13 protein-coding genes, 2 tRNA genes and 3 rRNA genes are annotated in these 22532 nt (G+C 48.4%); 6 read left to right on the top strand and 12 right to left on the bottom strand.

Going from position 1 to position 22532, the window contains the following annotated elements:
* Positions 1-135: 135 nt before the first annotated feature.
* A complete protein-coding gene (locus ACVLR6_RS00950; RefSeq protein ID WP_455995655.1) occupies positions 136-1950 on the bottom strand; it encodes a choice-of-anchor I family protein in 1815 nt (604 codons plus the stop codon).
* Between the two features lie 176 nt (positions 1951-2126).
* On the opposite strand from ACVLR6_RS00950, the gene mdtD reads away from it, so the two are divergent.
* The 5 genes from mdtD to ACVLR6_RS00925 all read left to right on the top strand — a co-directional run bounded on the left by mdtD (position 2127) and on the right by ACVLR6_RS00925 (position 7329).
* Positions 2127-3518: a multidrug transporter subunit MdtD gene (gene mdtD / locus ACVLR6_RS00945; protein WP_005181486.1), complete on the top strand. Its 1392-nt coding sequence runs from the start codon at positions 2127-2129 to the stop codon at positions 3516-3518.
* A 75-nt stretch (positions 3519-3593) separates the two neighbouring features.
* The gene (locus ACVLR6_RS00940; protein ID WP_455995653.1) at positions 3594-4379 is read left to right on the top strand and encodes a glycoside hydrolase family 25 protein; all 786 of its coding nucleotides are present in this window, start codon (positions 3594-3596) and stop codon (positions 4377-4379) included.
* 49 nt (positions 4380-4428) lie between these two features.
* Positions 4429-5442, top strand: a complete 1014-nt coding sequence (locus tag ACVLR6_RS00935) for an MBL fold metallo-hydrolase (RefSeq protein WP_455995651.1) — start codon at positions 4429-4431, stop codon at positions 5440-5442.
* Between the two features lie 9 nt (positions 5443-5451).
* Positions 5452-6507 carry a DNA polymerase IV gene (gene dinB, locus ACVLR6_RS00930; protein WP_206896616.1) on the top strand — a complete coding sequence of 352 codons (1056 nt, stop codon included), beginning with the start codon at positions 5452-5454 and terminating at the stop codon, positions 6505-6507.
* A gap of 468 nt (positions 6508-6975) precedes the next feature.
* Positions 6976-7329 carry a RidA family protein gene (locus ACVLR6_RS00925; protein WP_005181474.1) on the top strand — a complete coding sequence of 118 codons (354 nt, stop codon included), beginning with the start codon at positions 6976-6978 and terminating at the stop codon, positions 7327-7329.
* A 38-nt stretch (positions 7330-7367) separates the two neighbouring features.
* On the opposite strand, the gene ACVLR6_RS00920 is transcribed toward ACVLR6_RS00925, so the two are convergent.
* The 11 genes from ACVLR6_RS00920 to def all read right to left on the bottom strand — a co-directional run bounded on the left by ACVLR6_RS00920 (position 7368) and on the right by def (position 21247).
* Entirely contained in the window at positions 7368-7901 is a 534-nt protein-coding gene (locus tag ACVLR6_RS00920; RefSeq protein WP_005181471.1) for a DUF2726 domain-containing protein, read from the bottom strand.
* Positions 7902-8214: 313 nt separating this feature from the next.
* Positions 8215-10614 carry a YgiQ family radical SAM protein gene (locus ACVLR6_RS00915; RefSeq protein WP_168384654.1) on the bottom strand — a complete coding sequence of 800 codons (2400 nt, stop codon included), beginning with the start codon at positions 10612-10614 and terminating at the stop codon, positions 8215-8217.
* A 118-nt stretch (positions 10615-10732) separates the two neighbouring features.
* Positions 10733-11962, bottom strand: coding sequence for an MFS transporter (locus ACVLR6_RS00910; RefSeq protein WP_455995649.1), 1230 nt, complete (start codon positions 11960-11962; stop codon positions 10733-10735).
* A 186-nt stretch (positions 11963-12148) separates the two neighbouring features.
* A 5S ribosomal RNA gene (gene rrf / locus ACVLR6_RS00905) occupies positions 12149-12263 on the bottom strand.
* A gap of 178 nt (positions 12264-12441) precedes the next feature.
* Positions 12442-15331: ribosomal RNA gene (locus tag ACVLR6_RS00900) — 23S ribosomal RNA — on the bottom strand.
* A 353-nt stretch (positions 15332-15684) separates the two neighbouring features.
* Positions 15685-15760 (bottom strand) — tRNA-Ala (locus ACVLR6_RS00895).
* A gap of 63 nt (positions 15761-15823) precedes the next feature.
* Positions 15824-15900 (bottom strand) — tRNA-Ile (locus ACVLR6_RS00890).
* A gap of 61 nt (positions 15901-15961) precedes the next feature.
* A 16S ribosomal RNA gene (locus ACVLR6_RS00885) occupies positions 15962-17498 on the bottom strand.
* Together the 16S, 23S and 5S rRNA genes with 2 tRNA genes alongside form the textbook arrangement of a ribosomal RNA operon.
* Positions 17499-18090: 592 nt before the next feature.
* On the bottom strand, positions 18091-20136 hold the full coding sequence (locus tag ACVLR6_RS00880) for a TonB-dependent copper receptor (RefSeq protein ID WP_455995647.1): 2046 nt from the start codon (positions 20134-20136) through the stop codon (positions 18091-18093).
* Between the two features lie 73 nt (positions 20137-20209).
* On the bottom strand, positions 20210-20632 hold the full coding sequence (locus tag ACVLR6_RS00875; protein ID WP_016658991.1) for a DUF2946 family protein: 423 nt from the start codon (positions 20630-20632) through the stop codon (positions 20210-20212).
* Between the two features lie 90 nt (positions 20633-20722).
* Entirely contained in the window at positions 20723-21247 is a 525-nt protein-coding gene (gene def / locus ACVLR6_RS00870) for a peptide deformylase (protein ID WP_005181462.1), read from the bottom strand.
* Positions 21248-21366: 119 nt separating this feature from the next.
* Here def and ACVLR6_RS00865 point away from each other — a divergent pair, with 119 nt between their 5' ends.
* The gene (locus ACVLR6_RS00865; RefSeq protein WP_016658990.1) at positions 21367-22524 is read left to right on the top strand and encodes a LysM peptidoglycan-binding domain-containing protein; all 1158 of its coding nucleotides are present in this window, start codon (positions 21367-21369) and stop codon (positions 22522-22524) included.
* Positions 22525-22532: the final 8 nt, after the last annotated feature.

Below are 22532 nucleotides of genomic sequence, written 5' to 3'. Positions count from 1 at the left end.
GGAACACCATCCCAATCGGGCTGGCATTAGCTTAAAATGATGACAATACTATTTCAGTTCTATGACATTTTAGTGACAATGAAAATTTAAAATAAAAAAAAGAGCACCGTAGTGCCCTTTCTCTTTTTTGCTCACTTATTTCAGATTCAGCTGATATACCGCGGTGCTGCCGCTGACTTCATTGCCCACCACCAGTAATGGCTGGCCATTAGGCGAGTCCATTGCCGCAATAAAGACCAGACCTTCCGGGCCTAAATCACCGGCCTGCCCCAGCTCAATTTGTTCAGTGCTCGCACTCATCTCACGGCTATTCAGATACTGCACAAAACTTGGTGCAGATGGAGTCGATACATCATAGACCATCACCCCGCCAGCACGTTCCAGACCAATAAAGGCAAAGGTTTTGCTGCCAATCTGGCCCAGCGTCACGCCTTCAGGTTCAGGGCCTTTGTTGTCACTGCGGTTATCCATGCCTGCTTCTTCATGGTTGGCATTGAAAATTTCCGGATGGTGCTCGGCAATGTACTGCTCAAAATCATCCCCTGAATCCCAGACCAGTTCCAGACCGTTTTGCGCGCTATTTTCTGTCCAGATACTGACCGAACGTGTACCAAAACTATAAAGATGGTCATATACCAGATTACCGCGTTCATTTAGCTTTGGCGTACCATCGGCATTTTTCTGGTAGCCTTCAGTCCAGGTAATATTCAGACGACCCAGCAGATGATCTTTACGGCAGTCACCAGCATTGCCTACCGTGGCACCGCAGTAGCCAAAATTATCCGGATTCAGCTCGGCACCTTTGGCCAGCTGGCTTAAGTGCGCAGGTAAATCATCGCCTAAACGGCGGGCAAAGCCATCGGCATGTACCAGATGTTTCACTCGCCATTCTTCAACAAAACCTTTGCTGATGTCGTTGTTAAAATATTCTGGTGTGTCTTCACCCCAGGCGCGCGCATCGCCTTCATTGGCGGTCACAATATAGGTTTTGCCGGCCACGTCAAAGCTGGCAATTGCATCTGGCATATACAGACCGCGCACATTGGCCCAAGTCTGGATCTTAATACTGCCCGCTCCATCGACACCATCCATATCGCTGACATCCATGCCATTGCCGTCCAGACCATGGTCTTTAAAGCCCAATGGATACACCGCCAGTACTTTGGCATTAACCACATCAATTTTGGCCAGTGCATTGTTTTCCTGCAATGCGGCCCAAGCCGTTTTGCCATCTTGCGATACCGTAATATATTCCGGTTCAAAATCCTGCGCCGCGGTCGCATTTGGCCCGAAAATACGCACGCCCTGGGCACGCAGCGCCGCTTCCTGACCATTAAAGGCTTTGAAGTCTGCAGTGCGAACCACAGGCGCTGTTAAATTACTCAGCTGAATCACGGAAATTGAACCTTCCGGATCAACCTGATAATCATCAGATGGCTCACCTTCATTGGCCACCAGCAGGGTTTGACCATCCGGGCTAAAAGTCAGCATATCCGGTAAGGCACCGACCTGCACATGCGCCAGTTTGCTCAGATCTTTGGCCTGATACAGCGCCACATAACCCGGATCGGTTTTGACGGCAGCCTGAATCGCAATTGCCACAATACCGTTATGCACCGCGACACTGTTTACTTCTGCGCCTTCGGCAATATCATGGACCTGAATCTCGGCAATTTTAACCGGCTGATTTGGCTGGCTTAAATCGAGTACATCCAGCACCCCGGCCTGCGCATTGACCACAAACAGACGTTTGCTGGCGGCATCATAGGCCGGAATTTCTGCGGCACTTTCTGCAAAAATGCCCGACTGATAGGCCCCAATTTTGCTCAGTTCAATGGTATTGGGGGTTGGATCGACCGGTGCGGGACTGACCTGATCATCATCACTGTTACACGCTGCCATCCCCACGGCCAACATGGCCACCCAAAGTGATTTCAATTTTAATTTCATAGGTTTAATTTGATAGTGTTTAGAATATGAACAATTTATAAACATCCGGTTGCAGTGCCATGACGTTTTGATTGCAGTTTTCTGACAGGGTCAGGCCGTCACGCGGCAACGCTTTAGATACGACATCCGCGCCAGATTGTTTTACACTAGGCAAAATTCCACCATGCCCGCTAATTATGACTGCCACGCCAACCCATCAAGCCCTGCAACCCGAATTCAGATTGTTGGTGCTGCTGGTGTCGATTGGCTTTTTTATGCAGGGCCTGGATACCACCATCATCAACACCGCGTTGCCGGCCATTGCCGAGAATTTGCAGGAAGATCCGCTGCGAATGCACAGCGTGGTGGTGGCCTATGTATTGTCAGTGGCGGCCTGTATTCCCTTGAGTGGCTGGCTGGCCGACCGTTTTGGCGTGCGCAACACCTATTTTTCCGCCATTGTGATTTTCACCCTGGCCTCCATTGGCTGTGCCTATGCCAGCAGCCTGAATGAACTGCTGTTTTACCGGGTACTGCAAGGCATTGGCGGCGCGTTCTTATTGCCAGTTGGTCGTCTGGCGATGCTAAAAATCATTCCCCGCACCCAGTTTTTATCGGCCATGAGCCTGATGAGTCTGGCCGGTCTGATCGGCCCCTTAATTGGACCTACTTTGGGCGGCTGGCTGGTCGAAGTGGCCTCATGGCACTGGATTTTTCTAATCAATCTGCCGATTGGCATTTTAGGCGTCTTGATTACCTTTAAAGCCATGCCAAACATCACCGAGCCGAGCGTGCCGCAATTTGATTTCTGGGGATTTATCCTGTTATTGATTGCCATGGTCGGGCTGTCACTGGGCATTGAAAACGTGGCCAGTCCGCTGTACTCGCTGTGGTGGAGCATTGCGCTGGTCCTGCTCGGTCTGCTGAGTGCCGGCCTGTATGCCTATCATGCGCATACCCATCAGAATGCCCTGTTTCGCAGCAAGCTGTTCCGGCACCGGATTTATGCAATCGGGATTCTTGGGAACTCGATTGCCCGGCTGGCCGGCAATTCAATTCCCTTTTTACTGCCGCTGATGCTGCAACTGGCCTTTGGCTTTGAGCCCTTTGTGACCGGCCTGATGATGATTCCGACCGTACTCGGTTCGCTGGCCTCAAAACCGATTATCCGCCAGCTGATTCAGCGCTTTGGTTATCGTCAGGTGCTCATCACCAATACCTTGCTGGTCGGGGCCTGTATCGCCAGTTTTGCCCTGACCACGGCCGATACACCCATCTGGTTACGCGCGCTGCATTTCTTTATTTTCGGTCTGCTCAATTCACTGCAGTTTGTATCCATGAACACCCTGACCTTAAAAGATTTACCGCAGCAAGATGCCAGCAGCGGCAACAGCTTCCTGTCGATGATCATGATGCTGTCCATGAGTATTGGCGTGGCCTTGGCCGGAACGCTGGTCAACCTGTTTAGTGCCTATTGGGGACCGGAACAGGTGGTCGCAGCCTTTCATGCCAGCCTGATCTGTCTGGGCAGTATCAACCTGCTGGCTGCAATGATTTTCTGGAAAATTCCGAAAAACACCCCGGTCTAAAGCCGCGTGGAATGCTAGCCGCCGTGCAGGCTTCGCGTTATGATCAAAATTGAATCCTGAAGATCTACCTTGCCTATGTCTGCACACCCTGCCCGCCGTTCTGTCCAGCCCCTGACCTATGCTGCGGTTGCCATCTGCGGCGTGGTGCTGATGGCGGCCTTGCTGTATTGGGGCGTGCTGCATACCCGGCCAGCCACCGCACAGGACTATCCGATTCAGGGCTTTGATGTTTCGCATCATCAGCAGCAGATTGACTGGCACAGGATTTCGCCGGAAAAATACCGTTTCGTCTATTTAAAAGCCACTGAAGGCGGCGATTTTAAAGACCGTAAATTTCAGGACAACTGGCTGGCCGCGCATGAACAGGGCTTTCTGGTCGGCGCCTATCATTTTTATCGGCTGTGTCGTGATGGTCAGGTGCAGGCACAGAATTTTATCGACAGCGTTCCGAAACAGGCCAACAGCTTGCCACCAGTGATTGATCTGGAATACGACAGCAACTGCATCAACACCTATACCCGGGAACAGTTGCTGCATGAAATTGGGGTGATGCATGATGCGCTGCAACAGCACTATGGCAAACAGCCGATTTTTTACATTTCCAGGAATTTTTATAATATTGTACTGGTCAATCAGTTCCCGCAGGTGCCGCTGTGGGTACGCGAATATCAAGGCAAACCGGCCTTAAGTGGCAATCCCGACTGGCTGTTCTGGCAATATAGCAATCGTGGCCAGATTACCGGCATTGCCACTCCGGTCGATCTGAATGCCTTTTATGGCGATGAACAGGACTGGCAACAGTTTCTGAAGGTCAACCAGATTGTGGAACCATCTAAACATAGTGCGGATACAACCCCTTAATACTCATACCAACAAGATAAAAATAAAAGCTGACAGGGATATTGTGCGAATGACACTGAAATACAAGATTTTGTCAGGTCTGCTTGGCCTGATGTTACTGCTGATTGCACTCATCATCTATATGCTGCAGCCCTCCGGCAAAGTGCAGGATTTCCAGCCGTGGCTGTATCAGCCGGCAGCAACCGCACCAGCGGGCTACACGGTCAAATTCTTTGGCGTATCGACCTTACTGTTTGATGATGGCCAGCAACAGCTGTTGATTGATGGCTTCTTTAGCCGGCCGAGTCTGAGTCAGCTGATGTTTGGTCAAATTAACAGCCAGCCAATCGTAATTGAACATGCGATTGAGCTCCATCAATTGCAACGAACGCAAGCCATTCTGGTGACACACTCGCATTATGACCATGCGCTGGATGTCCCTCTACTTGGCCAATTGCTGCCGCAGGCTAAAATTATTGGTTCCCGAAGCACGCTGAATATTGCCCGTGGTGCTCACTTGCCCGAAAGCCAGTTACAGCAGCTGGTACCTTTACAACCGATGCAGATTGGCAACTTTACTGTCACCGCTTTCCCGTCCCAGCATACTCCGCCAACTGCAGTGAATAATGATCTGGGTGAGGAAATCCAGCAGCCACTGAGCCTGCCGGCACGGTTTTCGGAGTTTAAAGAAGGCCATAGCTTTGACTATCTGATTGAATATGAAGGTCATAAAAGTCTGGTCAAGGCCAGCACCGGTTTTATTCCCGAACAGCTCAAACCGCTACAGGTCGATCATCTGTTTCTGGGCATTGCCCAGCTGTCCAGGCAACCGGAACAGTATCAGCAGCAGTATCTGACAGAAACCTTGCAGCACCTAAAACCCAAGGTGCTGATTCCCATCCATTGGGATGATTTTTTCCAGCCGCCAGAACAGCCGCTACAGTTTTTACCACATCTGGCCGATAATACCCCGAAGAGTCTGAATACCGTGATCAAGGCCGCAGCACAACAACAGACCCAAGTGCTGCTGCTCGATCAACCGTATGCTTATCCGCTAATGACAGCCACGGATGTCGCGCGTTAAGATGGTGCCATGAGAAAAATCATTCATATTGATATGGATGCGTTCTATGCCTCGGTCGAGCTAAAAGAGCGTCCAGAGTTACAACATCTGCCGGTGGTGGTGGCATCACATCATCCGCGTGCAGTGATTGTGGCCGCGTCCTACCCGGCGCGGGTGTTTGGGCTGCGCTCGGCCATGTCAATGAGTCAGGGCCGGAAACTGTGCCCGCAGGTGATTGTACTGGAACCGAATTTCCAGAAGTACCGGGAAGTGTCGGCACAAATCCATCAAATTTTTCAAAAATATACTGCAATCATTGAACCGCTGTCGCTCGATGAAGCCTATCTGGATGTTAGCGAAAACCTGCAGCAGCTCCCCAGTGCCACAGAAGTGGCAATGCGCATCCGCGAAGATATTTTTCAGACCACCGGCCTGACTGCATCTGCCGGCGTGGCACCCAATAAATTTCTGGCCAAAATTGCCTCGGACTGGCATAAACCAAATGGCCTCTGCGTAATCAAACCCTCGCAGGTGCAGGCCTTTATTCAGGATTTACCCTTAAAGAAAATTCCGGGCGTGGGCAAGGTCATGCAGGAAAAGCTGAAGGCCTTGGGTCTGGAAACCTTGGGCGATCTGCAACAGGTCGAAGAAGGCCTGCTGATTCAACGTTTTGGCAAATATGGCAAACGTCTGTTTTTATATGCACAAGGCATTGATGAGCGCCCCGTTCAGGCCGAACGCAAACGCCAGCAGATTTCCAAAGAAATCACCTTTGATGATGATTATGTCCTCAGCCAATGCACGCCCTACTGGCCACAGCTGCTGCAACAGGTCTGGGCCAGTCTGGAAAAAAAGCAGCTCTGTGCCCGCGGCGTGTCAGTCAAACTGAAACTGAAAAACTTTCAGGTGTTGCAGCACAGCAAAAGCTTTCAGCATATTTTTACTCATCCGCAGCAGCTGGCACAGGCGCTACAACTATTAATTGAGGAAATGCATATTTCGCCTCAGGAACAGTTCCGGCTGATTGGCGTGGGGGTTTATCAACTGTCTTCACCAGCACAGCAGCCGCAGCTCAGTCTACTTTAGGCTTAAAATTGTGCAGGAATTGATCAAAAGAATAAAAATGATACAAAATGCGCTTCACAATGGGCAAAATTAGAGTAATCTATCTGCGCAATACATTTATCCATGTATGTGCTGAGATGCTGAAAATCACCTTTACTTTCAGCATGCTGTCCTGTGATTGGCGTGATGATCTATCCGAATATTACAGGACAACTCTGACGTTCCCATGGATGGCTGTATCGTCTCCCGCCTTACTGTAACCTGCTTCTTTTTATCTGATTTTCTATCGCATTATCCCGATCTATTCCCTTCAGATCACCGGCTTTTTGCGTCCTAAAATTCCCATTTTTCAAATCAAAATCGCCACAAGATTGATGGATTTCTGTACCAACTCCGGCAGCGCTGGTGTTCTGTACTGGCGCTTCATGGCAATATAGTCACATTGCCAGAGCAGCCGAGGTGCTGCTTGCCCATCTACAGGATTTTGTTATGACCGTACAACGTTTACATGTCGCACAGCGCTATTCAGAAATTGCCATTTCAGGCCATCTGGTGCATTTGGCCGGCCAGCTGGCAGAAGACACCAGCCTGGATATTCGCGGTCAGACCCGCCAGACCCTTGAGATAATTGACCGTTTACTGGCTGAAGCCGGCACCGATAAAAGTCATATCATGTCAGTCATGATTTTCTTAAAAGATATCGAGCAAGACTATGCAGCCATGAATGAAATCTGGGATGCCTGGGTCGCCGATATTGAAGCGCTGCCCCGTACCTGTGTGGAAGCCAAGCTGTATCAGCCCGAAGTCCTGGTTGAAATGACTGTGGTCGCGGTTAAACCATAAAAATTTGAGATAAAAAGCATCTGTTTAGATGCTTTTTTTCAACCCAACGCGCCCATTCTGCGCGCTGAGGCCGGATAGAACGCCAATTTCTTTTTTGGCAGATCAAGCGCCTCCAGATTTTCAGCGCCCTCCAGTAACCCAAATTCTTCACGCAACTGCTGATATTCCGGCACCTGATCAAAGCTGATTACGGTATAACCGGCCATCCGCAGCAATTCATTCTGATACTGAATATGCTGACGTTTTAAGGTCAGGGTATCATCCAGGGTAATCACGGCCAGTACCTGATAAGCATCATCCAGCACCACAAAGTCCGCCACCATATTGCGGTATTTATTGCGGGTACGCGGCAGTTTGGTGGTCAGTAGCGCATCAAAAGACACATGGGTCAGCACGGTATGGGTCGGTAAAATTTCTTTCAGCCGGGTATAGGTCAGCTGCTCATTCAAACTGAAAATAGCGCGGCGTTTCAGGGTACTGTCGGTCTGGCGTTTGGCCTGAATGGCATGCCTGGCCGCCATGATGAGCAACCCTGCCAGAATAAGACTTGCGAGAATAATATAAACAGTCATGAGGTTAATCCTTTAATACTCTATTCTTATAATTTATTCGGTATCTCACCGATTATTTTTCAAATACAAGTATAACGTTTTGCTTATTATAAATAGGTTAAATTTAAGAAACTTAAACCAATGCTGACGAAAGATGCATAAACACTGACAGTCTGTTGCAGAGCAAGTTTCCAGGAAAAACCATCTCCTTGTTTTTCCTCAAGCTAATGTATACCAACTTTTATGAGCTTCACAATTCTTTTCAAACCGATTGTCTGACAAATCCGACAAAATGTGAACCAGAAAAAGGACGCACTTGGCGTCCTTTCCTGATTTAAGCACGAGATTTTGGCTTAGACTTACCTTTGGCCTTTGCACCGCCAAATGGACGTTTTTCGCCGGTTTCACGTGGAGGCAAACCGGTATGCTGGGTCAACATCTGGCCTTTTTTCGGACGATTCGACTGACCCTGATTTTGCCCTTGGCCACGGTTGCCAGGCTGACCGGTACGTTTCTGTGAATCTCCGGCCAGGGTCGAGTTTTTCTTACGCGCTGACTGGTACTGCCCTTCCGTACCTTGCGGCTGATAGGTTGGAATCAGATGCTGCTTGGAATTGCCAATCAAATCGGCACGGCCCATCTCTTTTAAAGCCTCACGTAACAATGGCCAGTTGTTTGGATCATGGTAACGCAAGAAGGCTTTGTGCAGACGACGACGTTTCTCACCCTTCACAATATCAACATCTTCGGTATAACGCGCCACTTTGGCCAGCGGGTTTTTACCGGTGTAATACATGGTGGTGGCGGTGGCCATTGGCGATGGATAGAAGGTCTGTACCTGATCGGCACGGAAACCATTCTTTTTCAGCCAGATCGCCAGGTTCATCATGTCGTAGTCGGTGGTGCCCGGATGCGCCGCGATGAAATACGGAATCAGATACTGTTCCTTGCCGGCTTCCTTACTGAAACGGTCAAACATTTGCTTGAAGCGGTCATAGGTACCAATACCCGGTTTCATCATCTTCGATAATGGACCTTTTTCGGTATGTTCCGGTGCAATCTTCAAATATCCCCCGACATGATGGGTCACCAGTTCACGCACATATTCCGGATTCAGTACCGCCAGGTCATAACGCAGACCGGAACCAATCAGAATCTTTTTAATGCCTTTAATTGCACGTGCTTTACGGTACAGCTGGGTCAGTGGTGCATGATCGGTATGCAGGTTCTGACACACGCCTGGGAATACACAGGACGGCTTACGGCAGTTCTTTTCAATTTCCGGATCTTTACAGTGCAAGCGGTACATGTTAGCGGTTGGACCACCTAAGTCCGAGATAATCCCGGTAAAGCCCGGTGCGGTATCACGGATTTTTTCCACTTCACGCAAAATCGACTCTTCCGAACGGTTCTGGATGATACGGCCTTCGTGTTCGGTAATCGAACAGAACGTACAGCCCCCAAAACAGCCACGCATGATGTTCACCGAGAACTTGATCATGTCGAACGCCGGGAAACGTGCATCGCCATAAGACGGGTGTGGCAGACGTGCATATGGCAGGTCAAACACATAGTCCATTTCTTCAGTGGTCAATGGAATTGGTGGTGGATTAATCCAGACATCACGCTCGCCGTGTTTTTGCACCAAAGCACGTGCGTTGCCCGGGTTAGTTTCCAAATGCAGAATACGGTTGGCATGTGCATATAGCACCGGATCATTAGCCACGTCTTCAAAAGATGGCAAACGAATAACCGCCAGTTCACGTGGTGGCAGTTTATGCTTAATGGCTTTTGAGGCCGGTTGCAGCTGAACAATCTGCGTATCGGCATCCAGGTTGTCGCCTTCACGGACAATCGGATTGGCCACCATTTCTTTTTGGAAATTCTGGTACTGGCTTAAGCTGTTACCCTTTTCTTTTTCAACTTCACAGCCATCAATATCTTCGGTCATCACATAGGGGTTGATGATCGGATCGACACGGCCAATGGTATCGACATCATTGGAGGCGATTTCGACAAACTTGGCTTTGGCCGCACGGTTATGTTTATTGATGATAAAGGCAGTACCGCGCACATCGGTGATATCGGTAATTTTTTCGCCTTTGGCCAGACGGTGCATCACTTCAATAATGGAACGCTCGCCATTACCGTACATCAATAAATCGGCTTTTGAATCCATCAGAATTGAACGACGGACTTTATCTGACCAGTAATCATAATGCGCAATACGACGCAGTGAACCTTCGATCCCGCCAAGCAACACCGGCACATCCGGGAAGGCTTCACGACAGCGCTGGCAATACACGGTTGCAGCACGGTCTGGACGTTTGTTCGGGACATTGTCTGGTGAATAGGCATCATCCGAGCGGATTTTGCGGTCCGCGGTATAACGGTTGATCATCGAGTCCATATTGCCGGCGGTGACGCCCCAGGCAATATTCGGTTTACCTAAGGCACGAAAGGCCTCGACATTGGTCCAGTCAGGCTGCGCGATAATTCCGACCCGGAAACCTTGCGCTTCCAGCACACGGCCAATAATACCGGATACAAAAGATGGATGATCAATATAGGCATCGCCGCAGACCAGAATAAAGTCACAGCTATCCCAGCCGAGTTGGTCCATTTCCTCGCGTGACATCGGCAAAAATGGCGCGGGTTCAAAACATGACGCCCAATATTTGTCGTAATCAAACAACGCTTTCGGCGCGGTTTGAGCGGTATAAGCAGTAGACATGGCTAGCAATTCTCGGCTGGCAGATGGAAGATCAGAAAAGATCGAAAGATGAAAGCCGAGTATTTTAGCATGAATTCCAAGTGGCTTGCTTGATTATAATTTATACAAAATCAAGTTTTTAATTTTTAATCTGTGCCGTGGGTGCAGTGCTGCTTAATTTTTTCAGATATAGGGTCAATATCAGGCCCAACAACAGCAGACTTGCGATAAAGATCAATAAGCCAGGCCAGTCCCAGCGCTCCCAGATCAGACCGCTACCACTGCCGAGCACGCTCGAGCCCAAGTAATAGCAGAACAGATATAAAGATGAACCCACCGCCCGATACTGTAATGATTGCACCGTCACCCAGCTGCTACAAAGAGAATGTGCTGCAAAAAAAGCAAAGGTAAAAATCAACAGCCCGACTAACACGACCGCCAGCTGATTCAGTAACATTAGCGCCAGACTGGCCCACATCACCAGCAGCATCAACGGTAACACTTTTTCCCGGCCAAACTTTTGTCCCCACTGTGCTGCCCGTGGTGAACTGTAAATTCCAGCCAGATAGGCCACAGAAATCAGCCCGATCCAGGTTTGTGGCAAAGCAAAAGGCGCATCCAGCAGATGATAGCTCATGTAGTTAAATACCGAGACAAAGCATCCCATTAGAATAGAGCCCTGAAGAAACAGAATTCTTAATTTTGGATCGGCCAGATTTTTGGCAAAGGCCTGTTTAAAACGCGACAATTGAATTGGATAGGACTGGAAATTCCGGGAATTGGGCAACAGCCAGTAAAACAGAATCGCAATCGCCAGGTTAATCACACCAATGATTAAAGTTGCATATTGCCAGGAAATAAAATCCACCAGGACTCCGGCAATTAAACGGCCACTCATGCCGCCAATTGCGGTGCCTGAAATATATAAGCCCATGGCAAAGCCAACATCTTTGGCCGCAATTTCTTCGCCAATATAGGTCATTGCCACCGCGGCCACCCCACTGACTGCCATGCCAATCAGGACACGAGTGCTGAGAAAAAATGACCACTGTGGCAATAAGGCACTGGCTATTAACAGTAAGGCCGCAGAGAACAATGCCACGACCATAATCGGTTTACGCCCGACCCGATCTGAAATCAGGCCGGTAAATAATAGAGCGGCGGCCAAAGCAAAGGTCGAAAAAGATAAGGGAAAACTACTTTGGGTCGGACTGACCTGAAAGAACTGGGCCAGAATCGGCATCATCGGTTGAACACAGTACAAGGCAGAAAAGGAGGCAAAACCGGCCAAAAACAAAGAGAGAAGAATGGCCTTAAACTGAGGAGAATCGTGCTCAATTTGCTGAGTCTGGCTTTGGGAATCTGACATATACACTCCAATTATGTTATGAGTATACGCCGGTTCCGGTTAAATGGGAGGCTTCAATTTCAACCGATTAAAAGCTTATTTAAACGGAGAGAACAGTCCTCGAAAAATTCCACTTTCTTAAGCACATAAATTTTCTGCATAAAAAAATCCCCCTGCTGTTTAAGCTAGGGGGATTTTGAATTAATGAGCTGGCGATGACTTACTCTCACATGGGTAACCCCACACTACCATCAGCGCTAAGAGGTTTCACTTCTGAGTTCGGGAAGGGATCAGGTGGTTCACTCTTGCTATTGTCGCCAGCACAACTGGGATGACTTTGCTTTGGTCTTATCTTTACTGCTGTTGCAGTGTTGTGCCATTGCTTGGTCAAATGAGTTATTAACGGATTGGCCATTGGGTCTGAATTTTATTGTGTTGCATTAACTAAATCAAGGATTAGTTTAGAATTCAGCTTGATACAACAACTGTTTGGGTGTTGTATAGTCAAGCCTCACGAGCAATTAGTATTGGTCAGCTTCACATATCGCTATGCTTCCACACCCAACCTATCAACGTCCTAGTCTCGAACGGCTCTTTAGAGGAATAAATTCCTAGGGAAATCTTATCTTGAGGTAGGCTTCCCGCTTAGATGCTTTCAGCGGTTATCCCTTCCGAACATAGCTACCCGGCGATGCGACTGGCGTCACAACCGGTACACCAGAGGTTCGTCCACTCTGGTCCTCTCGTACTAGGAGCAGATCCTCTCAAATTTCCAGCGCCCACGGTAGATAGGGACCGAACTGTCTCACGACGTTCTAAACCCAGCTCGCGTACCTCTTTAAATGGCGAACAGCCATACCCTTGGGACCTGCTTCAGCCCCAGGATGAGATGAGCCGACATCGAGGTGCCAAACACCGCCGTCGATATGAACTCTTGGGCGGTATCAGCCTGTTATCCCCAGAGTACCTTTTATCCGTTGAGCGATGGCCCTTCCATACAGAACCACCGGATCACTAAGACCTACTTTCGTACCTGCTCGACTTGTGGGTCTCGCAGTTAAGCGCGCTTTTGCCTTTATACTCTACGCGTGATTTCCGACCACGCTGAGCGCACCTTCGTACTCCTCCGTTACTCTTTAGGAGGAGACCGCCCCAGTCAAACTACCCACCAGACATGGTCCTCGTCCCGGATCACGGGACAGAGTTAGAACCTCAACATTACCAGGGTGGTATTTCAAGGACGGCTCCATTGGAACTGGCGTTCCAACTTCAAAGCCTCCCACCTATCCTACACAAGTAAGGTCAAAGTTCAATGTCAAGCTGCAGTAAAGGTTCACGGGGTCTTTCCGTCTAGCCGCGGGTACACTGCATCTTCACAGCGATTTCGATTTCACTGAGCCTCTGCTGGAGACAGCGCCGCCATCATTATGCCATTCGTGCAGGTCGGAACTTACCCGACAAGGAATTTCGCTACCTTAGGACCGTTATAGTTACGGCCGCCGTTTACTGGGGCTTCGATCAAGAGCTTCGCTTACGCTAACCCCATCAATTAACCTTCCAGCACCGGGCAGGCATCACACCCTATACGTCCACTTTCGTGTTTGCAGAGTGCTATGTTTTTAATAAACAGTTGCAGCGGCCTGGTTTCTGCGGCTGTCAACCGCTCAGGGAGCAAGTCCCATCACCGTCAACAGCGTACCTTCTCCCGAAGTTACGGTACCATTTTGCCTAGTTCCTTCAGCAGAGTTCTCTCAAGCGCTTTGGTCTACTCGACCTGACCACCTGTGTCGGTTTCGGGTACGATTCCAGTGTAACTGAAGCTTAGAGACTTTTCCTGGAAGCATGGTATCAGCCACTTCGCTAGTAAACTAGCTTGCTATCAGCTCTCAGCATAGAGCACCCCGGATTTGCCTAAGATGCATGCCTACAGCCTTCCACCTGGACAACCAACGCCAGGCTGACTTAACCTTCTCCGTCCTCTCATCGCATTACACTGAAGTATTGGAATATTAACCAATTTCCCATCGACTACGCCTCTCGGCCTCGCCTTAGGGGTCGACTCACCCAGCCCCGATTAACGTTGGACTGGAACCCTTGGTCTTTCAGCGAACGGGTTTTTCACCCGTTTTGTCGTTACTCACGTCAGCATTCGCACTTCTGATACCTCCAGCAGACTTCTCAATCTACCTTCATCGGCTTACAGAACGCTCCCCTACCACGTATACAATGTATACATCCGCAGCTTCGGCACATAGTTTTAGCCCCGTTACATCTTCCGCGCAGGCCGACTCGACTAGTGAGCTATTACGCTTTCTTTAAAGGGTGGCTGCTTCTAAGCCAACCTCCTAGCTGTCTATGCCTTCCCACATCGTTTCCCACTTAACTATGATTTTGGGGCCTTAGCTGGCGGTCTGGATTGTTTTCCTCTTGACTACGGACGTTAGCACCCGCAGTCTGTCTCCCGGATAGTACTCATCGGTATTCGGAGTTTGCATCGGTTTGGTAAGTCGGGATGACCCCCTAGCCGAAACAGTGCTCTACCCCCAATGGTATTCGTCCGAGGCGCTACCTAAATAGCTTTCGGGGAGAACCAGCTATCACCAGGCTTGATTAGCCTTTCACCCCTATCCACAAGTCATCCCCTGGCTTTTCAACGACAGTGGGTTCGGTCCTCCAGTTAGTGTTACCCAACCTTCAACCTGCTCATGGATAGATCGCCTGGTTTCGGGTCTACACCCAGCAACTATACGCCCTATTAAGACTCGGTTTCCCTACGGCTCCCCTATGCGGTTAACCTTGCTACTGAATGTAAGTCGCTGACCCATTATACAAAAGGTACGCAGTCACCGAACAAGTCGGCTCCCACTGCTTGTATGCATGCGGTTTCAGGATCTATTTCACTCCCCTCACAGGGGTTCTTTTCGCCTTTCCCTCACGGTACTGGTTCACTATCGGTCAGTCAGGAGTATTTAGCCTTGGAGGATGGTCCCCCCATATTCAGACAAGGTTTCACGTGCCTCGCCCTACTCGTCATCATTATGTGTGCCCTTTCGTGTACAGGACTATCACCCACTATGGTTGCACTTCCCAGAGCATTCCACTAAAACACACATAACTTAATGGGCTGTTCCCCTTTCGCTCGCCGCTACTGAGGGAATCTCAATTGATTTCTTTTCCTAAGGGTACTGAGATGTTTCACTTCCCCTCGTTCGCCTCAATACACTATGTATTCATGTATTGATACCTACCTTATGGTAAGTGGGTTTCCCCATTCAGACATCTCCGGATCAAAGGATATTTGCCGCCTCCCCGGAGCTTTTCGCAGGCTATCACGTCTTTCTTCGCCTCTGACTGCCAAGGCATCCACCACATGCACTTAATTACTTGACTATACAACCCCAAACAGTCGTTAATCCCTACAAGTAGGATTAAGACAATTAAATAAATAATCAATTATCTATTTAATCTACAGTTCGAAGTCACGTGCACTTAAGCACCGTACAGCTTCAATCTAAATTCATATACCAAAACGCTTGATTCAGTTAATTTGCTAGTTCTCAATTCAATCTACGTTCATCAACCCGTCATAACAACGCGTTAACGTATATTGATTGAGTGAACAATTTATTTCAGACTCAATTTTGCCAATCTGTTAATGATTCACTGCATCCTCGTCGGACTGCAGTTAACTGTGATAAATCACAGAGATTAATAAGCATAAACTTACTAAGCTCTATAATCTATGGTGGAGACTAGGAGAGTCGAACTCCTGACCTCCTGCGTGCAAAGCAGGCGCTCTACCAACTAAGCTAAGTCCCCAGCTTATCATTTAAGCCAATGTTCTGATTTCTATTCGCTCTGCAATTGCTTGCTTGTCGTTAGTGGTGGGTCTGACAAGACTTGAACTTGTGACCCCACGCTTATCAAGCGTGTGCTCTAACCAACTGAGCTACAGACCCTCAGATACATCGTCATGAAGAACAACTTGTTGTGGATTCTTACTAATCGTCAATCTTTCGTTAAGGAGGTGATCCAGCCGCAGGTTCCCCTACGGCTACCTTGTTACGACTTCACCCCAGTCATCTGCCACACCGTGGTAAGCGTCCTCCCTAAGGTTAGACTACCTACTTCTGGTGCAACAAACTCCCATGGTGTGACGGGCGGTGTGTACAAGGCCCGGGAACGTATTCACCGCGGCATTCTGATCCGCGATTACTAGCGATTCCGACTTCATGGAGTCGAGTTGCAGACTCCAATCCGGACTACGATCGGCTTTTTGAGATTAGCATCACATCGCTGTGTAGCAACCCTTTGTACCGACCATTGTAGCACGTGTGTAGCCCTGGCCGTAAGGGCCATGATGACTTGACGTCGTCCCCGCCTTCCTCCAGTTTGTCACTGGCAGTATCCTTAAAGTTCCCATCCGAAATGCTGGCAAGTAAGGAAAAGGGTTGCGCTCGTTGCGGGACTTAACCCAACATCTCACGACACGAGCTGACGACAGCCATGCAGCACCTGTATCAGAGTTCCCGAAGGCACCAATCCATCTCTGGAAAGTTCTCTGTATGTCAAGGCCAGGTAAGGTTCTTCGCGTTGCATCGAATTAAACCACATGCTCCACCGCTTGTGCGGGCCCCCGTCAATTCATTTGAGTTTTAGTCTTGCGACCGTACTCCCCAGGCGGTCTACTTATCGCGTTAGCTGCGCCACTAAAGCCTCAAAGGCCCCAACGGCTAGTAGACATCGTTTACGGCATGGACTACCAGGGTATCTAATCCTGTTTGCTCCCCATGCTTTCGCACCTCAGTGTCAGTATTAGGCCAGATGGCTGCCTTCGCCATCGGTATTCCTCCAGATCTCTACGCATTTCACCGCTACACCTGGAATTCTACCATCCTCTCCCATACTCTAGCTAACCAGTATCGAATGCAATTCCCAAGTTAAGCTCGGGGATTTCACATTTGACTTAATTAGCCACCTACGCGCGCTTTACGCCCAGTAAATCCGATTAACGCTCGCACCCTCTGTATTACCGCGGCTGCTGGCACAGAGTTAGCCGGTGCTTATTCTGCGAGTAACGTCCACGCATCTAGGGTATTAGCCTAGAGCGCCTCCTCCTCGCTTAAAGTGCTTTACAACCAAAAGGCCTTCTTCACACACGCGGCATGGCTGGATCAGGGTTCCCCCCATTGTCCAATATTCCCCACTGCTGCCTCCCGTAGGAGTCTGGGCCGTGTCTCAGTCCCAGTGTGGCGGATCATCCTCTCAGACCCGCTACAGATCGTCGCCTTGGTAGGCCTTTACCCCACCAACTAGCTAATCCGACTTAGGCTCATCTATTAGCGCAAGGTCCGAAGATCCCCTGCTTTCTCCCGTAGGACGTATGCGGTATTAGCATCCCTTTCGGAATGTTGTCCCCCACTAATAGGCAGATTCCTAAGCATTACTCACCCGTCCGCCGCTAGGTCAGTTACCGAAGCAACCTTCCCCGCTCGACTTGCATGTGTTAAGCCTGCCGCCAGCGTTCAATCTGAGCCATGATCAAACTCTTCAGTTAAAATCATTTTGTCACTTTATTCGAAGTGACCAAATCTGGCTCATCAATTTCTGACTTAAATTCGCTCAAATAAACTTCGAGTAATTTAAACCAATCAATTAATGAAAATATATTCGATCAATCAACCAGTAAAAATCCACACAAGTTGTTCTTCATAATCTCTTAATGATCTTCTCGATGCTTCGTCAGCATCAAGCTAGGTCGGCTATATTACTCTCTATTTTTAGAAAGTCAACATGCAATGTTGATTTTATTTCTAAACTTACTACCTAAACCAGAACTCAACCATTTTAGCTAAATCCTTGTTTATCAACAAGTTTTTATCAACACCACCGCCGATGGATGTGCATTCTACAGGATTTCAGAGGGGTTGCAATACCTTTTTTAAAACTTCTGAAACGTGTGTTTATTTTATAATCCAAAAAATTTATAAATAATTGTTTTATTTATAAAAAATATTTTAAGAAAAATATTCGTAATTTTATTTGGAAATATCAATTTATATTAAGCTATTGAAATAAATAAATTTTATAAAATTTTAAAAATAAAAAGCAGGACTTTCGCCCTGCTTTTTGTCTGCATTTCGAGCTAATTAGAATTTAAAGCTCATTCGTGCCCAATAATTACGGCCCACATTATTGAATTGCTCGTTGGCGGCTAAACCAATACCTGCATTCCCCATTTTATTGAGATGTTCGGTATACGTCTTATCTAGAACGTTGTCGATTCCCACAGAAAGATCAACCCCATCGGAAAGATGGTACGTGCCGTTTAAAGATAAGGTGCCGAAACCTGCGCTTTCTTTCAGGTCATAGCCCACAATATTGCCCTGGTTCTGGCTAATCCGGTTTTGACCATCTACGATTCGCCAATAGGCACCCAAGGTATAACGATCCTGGATATAACGTAAGTTTACACGACCTTCAAGCGGTGCAATCTGTGGTAACGGCGTATTGTCAGTGGTGTTTTCACCCCAGGCATACATTGCGCTAACATCTGCCTGAATCGCATCGCTAAATTGATATGCCAGCCCCGCTTCTGCACCCGCAATCGTGGCATCGACATTCTGGGTATGTGCTTCCAGCATACCCATACGGCCTGTTGGCAGATAATCGGTCAGTACAAAATCCTGAATCAACCCTGCATATGCAGACACCCAGGAGCTAAATGCACCATGCTCATGCTGATAACCAAAATCTAGCTGCAAAGTTTTTTCAGTATCAATGTTTTTAAAGGTATTGGTATTGCCATTTCCTGAAACGGGACTAAACAGTTCCCAATAATCTGGCATCCGTTCTACATAACCAAGCCCAATATAGGTTTTAGCATCATGATGAGGATGCTGGTTTTCCAAACGAATAAAAGCACTCGGTAAGGTTTCCTGACGTTGCTGTGCGGTTTGTACCGCATCTACTTCAACCTGATCGACACGAACACCGCCCACCAAACGATTCTGCTCACTCAGCTGATAACCCAACTCACCAAAACCACCAATAGATTGAAACTCCATATCTGTTGTAACAGGTGAGTTCATTCTTGGCATGGTTGCAGAATACATCCCTTTGCCATGTTTATTATTCTGACTATCCACACCGGTAATAAACTGCAACTTGTCCCATTCATGAGTGACGGCCATTCGGGCATTCAAGGTACGGCGCGTCACATTCATGGCAGATTTAGCCTCAACCATTTCGTGGGTCATATGATGCTCAGCCATGCCGACTTGACGCAAACTATAGTTATCCATCACATGATCATTAAAGTTGTAGTTAACCTGCGCTTCAATTTTCTTGATCACATCAGTGACGTTCTGTTTTTCAACACGTAAACCCAGACTTTCACGGGCAAATTTAGAACCATCCATCATCCGGCCAGCATACACCGCTTCACCATCGGCTTTCCCCCCAGTCAGTTCGACCCAGGTATCTGCATCCGGGGTCCAGCCCAGTGCTACATCAGCATTCCAACGTTCCCAGTCCGATGGCACGGTATTGCCCTCACCATCCTGATAGCTATTCGATACCGAACGGTTGCTATTTAGGCGAATATATTTCTGCTCGTCGCCTGCTGCAACCTCAATATTATGGTCCAGACGGCCAAATGAACCGGCCAGCACACTCAGTTGACCACGATAGTGCTGATCTTCATCAAACTGTTCCGGACGGCGCTCAAAAATCACGGTGGCAGCTGAACCGGTATTGGCATATTGCACGGTTTGTGGGCCTTTAATTACCGAAATCTGGTCATAACTTTCTGGTGAAATATAGGAGGTCGGTGAATCCATACGACTCGGACAGGCACCCAGGTTTTCTGTGCCATCGGTCAGAATTTTAATCCGCGAACCAAACATACCCCGGAAAGTTACATCGCCATTGGTGCCGGCGCCACTGTTGACCGCGCTAAAACCGACAATACTTTGCAGATAATCTGCACCATCGGTGGCTGGAATCGGTTGAATTGGCTGTTTCGGATCGGCACGGACAATCAGGCCGTTGGCATCATTGCCCTGATGCGCAGTCATCACAATTGGTGCCAGACTTTGGACGGGTGTTGGGGTTTCTGCAAACACAACTGGTGAATAACAAGCAACACAAATCGCAGCCGCAAGAGGCTGTAAAAAGAATTTTGGCTGAGCCATTTTTCATTTCTCACTGGAATACATATAAAACACGGCTTAAGTCATTCAAGACCCAAGCAAAACAAACGCGGTTTTATGCAAACAGTGGCGGTGCCCTACCCTGAGGAATAAGAAATAGTCGTTGCAGTGCAAACCAGACATGCTGGAAAGCTTTTTCAAAAGCGATAAAACGCACTTGAATACGATCAAGCACTTCTTTCACACTGAGTTCTGGGGGTAAAACAAGATTGCCGTACACGGTACAGTACTGGCATTGATGATTGGCATCATGATGATTATGCCCGTCATCTGAAATGACTGGTTGATGCTGACTGTACAGATGTTCGGAATGGGCATGTCCATGCGCTGAATGATCAACCGGCAATAAAAGCGCACGCGTAATGGTTTCACAGACCGGTGCCACCTGATAGGCTTTCGGCAGCAAAGGCTGTAAAAAAACAGCAATCTGTAAAAATACTGCCATCAGTGAGAGCAGTAAACCACTACGAATCAACAAACATATATTCCTGCTTTTGACTGGCCCAAGTATAACAAAGCCCAATCGAAATTGGGCTGTTTTGTCCTGATCTTTTGGTCGCAGGGCTGTTTAGCGTTTAACCGCCACTTTCTGACGCTGACGCACCACTTTTTCGACTTTTTCACGGGCACGCTGGCGCTTTAATGGCGACAGATAATCGACAAAAAGCTTACCATTTAAGTGATCCATTTCATGTTGGATACAGACAGCGAGAAGTCCGTCCGCTTCTAACTCAAATGCTTGACCTTCAAGGTTAATTGCCTCAATTTTTACACGTGACGGACGCTCAACTTTGTCGTATATTTGAGGCACTGACAAGCAGCCTTCTTCATAAGGCTGGGTTTCTTCAGTCAATGGGGTAATTTTGGGGTTAATGAATACCATCGGTTGGTCTTTGTTTTCAGACAGATCCATAACAATCAGCTGAATATGACGGTCAACCTGCGTTGCAGCCAGCCCGATGCCGGGCGCTTCATACATGGTTTCAAACATATCTGCGGCGAGCTGACGAATTTCATCAGTAACTTCTTCGACGGGTTGTGCAATGGTACGAAGACGGGGATCGGGGAAACTTAAAATAGGTAATAAGGCCATATTACGTCCTCAGCTTTGCCATTGGTCAAATAACCGAATGAAGGAATGCTTCATCGAAAAAATGTATGTAAGATCGTTATTATAACGCAACTACATACATAATTTTAGGAATTATGATAATGAAAAAGGTTTTGAAGGGCACATCTTCTTTTCGTGCCTTGGGGTTAAAACAGCAGGCGCTGGCACTTGCTGTCTGTTTCAGTTTTGGGGTGGGCGCAGTCAGTACTGTACAGGCCGCACCGGCACGCAATATCAACCCACCGACCTTACAGGCCAATGCACCAAATGTGTATGTGGTGAAAAAAGGCGATACGCTGTGGGATATTTCCAAGAAGTTTCTGCAAAACCCGCTGCGCTGGCGTGAAATCTGGGCCAGCAACAAGCACGTGAAAAATCCGCACTGGATTTTCCCGGGAGATCGCCTGCTGATGTGTACCTATGATGGCCGCCCGATCATTGGTAAAGATGAAGGTGATGGCTGTGAAGGTATTATCCGTCGTTATACCGGTAACACCACCAGCCTGCAGCCGCAAATCCGGGTCGAGTCACTCAACAATACCATTCCGGTGATTCCACTGGAGTACATCCAGCACTGGCTGGAACGTACCAGCATTATTGCCCCTGAATCTTTGCAACAGACGCCTTATATTTTAGGCACGGCGGATCAGCGTGTCCTGGCGGCCAAAGGCCAGAATGTCTATGCCCGCGGTCAGGGTCTGCAAGTTGGCCAGCGTTATGCTGTGTATCGTGAAGGCGAACCGTATATCTTCACCGATGCCAACGGTAAAAAATACAATGCCGGTCTGGAGCTGACTCAGGTTGCATCCGGTATTGCAGTACGCGGTGAAAATGATATTACCACCCTGGAACTGACCGATACCTACAATGCCGAAGTGCGTCGTGGCGATCGTGTGCTGCCAGAATATGACCCGATGTTACCAACCCTATTCTACCCGACCAATGCCGAACACATTGCAGCAGATGGCCAGGTGGTACGCGTGATGGGTTCAATTGGTACCGCAGCTAAACACAGTGTGGTCACCATTGACCGTGGTCAGGCGCACGGCGTGCAATCCGGTCATGTATTTGCGGTAACTCAAAAAGGCGAAGTGGTCACCGATCCGAAAACCCGTGAACGGGTGCAGCTGCCAGGCGAGCGTATTGGCTATGCCATGGTCTTTAAAACCTTTGACCAGCTCAGCTATGCCTATATTCTGGACAGCGAACTACCAATTAAAGTCGGGGCCGGTATTCAGCCACCGATTATGGAAGATTAAGACTGAGG

The organism is Acinetobacter sp. T63 (genome assembly GCF_053852345.1).
This window is presented reverse-complemented; position numbering and strand designations above follow the sequence as displayed.

Coding starts and splice junctions, on each gene's coding strand:
- ACVLR6_RS00950 (WP_455995655.1), bottom strand. CDS start 1,950: ATGAAATTAAAATTGAAATCACTTTGGGTGGCCATGTTGGCCGTGGGG.
- mdtD (WP_005181486.1), top strand. CDS start 2,127: ATGACTGCCACGCCAACCCATCAAGCCCTGCAACCCGAATTCAGATTG.
- ACVLR6_RS00940 (WP_455995653.1), top strand. CDS start 3,594: ATGTCTGCACACCCTGCCCGCCGTTCTGTCCAGCCCCTGACCTATGCT.
- ACVLR6_RS00935 (WP_455995651.1), top strand. CDS start 4,429: ATGACACTGAAATACAAGATTTTGTCAGGTCTGCTTGGCCTGATGTTA.
- dinB (WP_206896616.1), top strand. CDS start 5,452: ATGAGAAAAATCATTCATATTGATATGGATGCGTTCTATGCCTCGGTC.
- ACVLR6_RS00925 (WP_005181474.1), top strand. CDS start 6,976: ATGACCGTACAACGTTTACATGTCGCACAGCGCTATTCAGAAATTGCC.
- ACVLR6_RS00920 (WP_005181471.1), bottom strand. CDS start 7,901: ATGACTGTTTATATTATTCTCGCAAGTCTTATTCTGGCAGGGTTGCTC.
- ACVLR6_RS00915 (WP_168384654.1), bottom strand. CDS start 10,614: ATGTCTACTGCTTATACCGCTCAAACCGCGCCGAAAGCGTTGTTTGAT.
- ACVLR6_RS00910 (WP_455995649.1), bottom strand. CDS start 11,962: ATGTCAGATTCCCAAAGCCAGACTCAGCAAATTGAGCACGATTCTCCT.
- ACVLR6_RS00880 (WP_455995647.1), bottom strand. CDS start 20,136: ATGGCTCAGCCAAAATTCTTTTTACAGCCTCTTGCGGCTGCGATTTGT.
- def (WP_005181462.1), bottom strand. CDS start 21,247: ATGGCCTTATTACCTATTTTAAGTTTCCCCGATCCCCGTCTTCGTACC.
- ACVLR6_RS00865 (WP_016658990.1), top strand. CDS start 21,367: ATGAAAAAGGTTTTGAAGGGCACATCTTCTTTTCGTGCCTTGGGGTTA.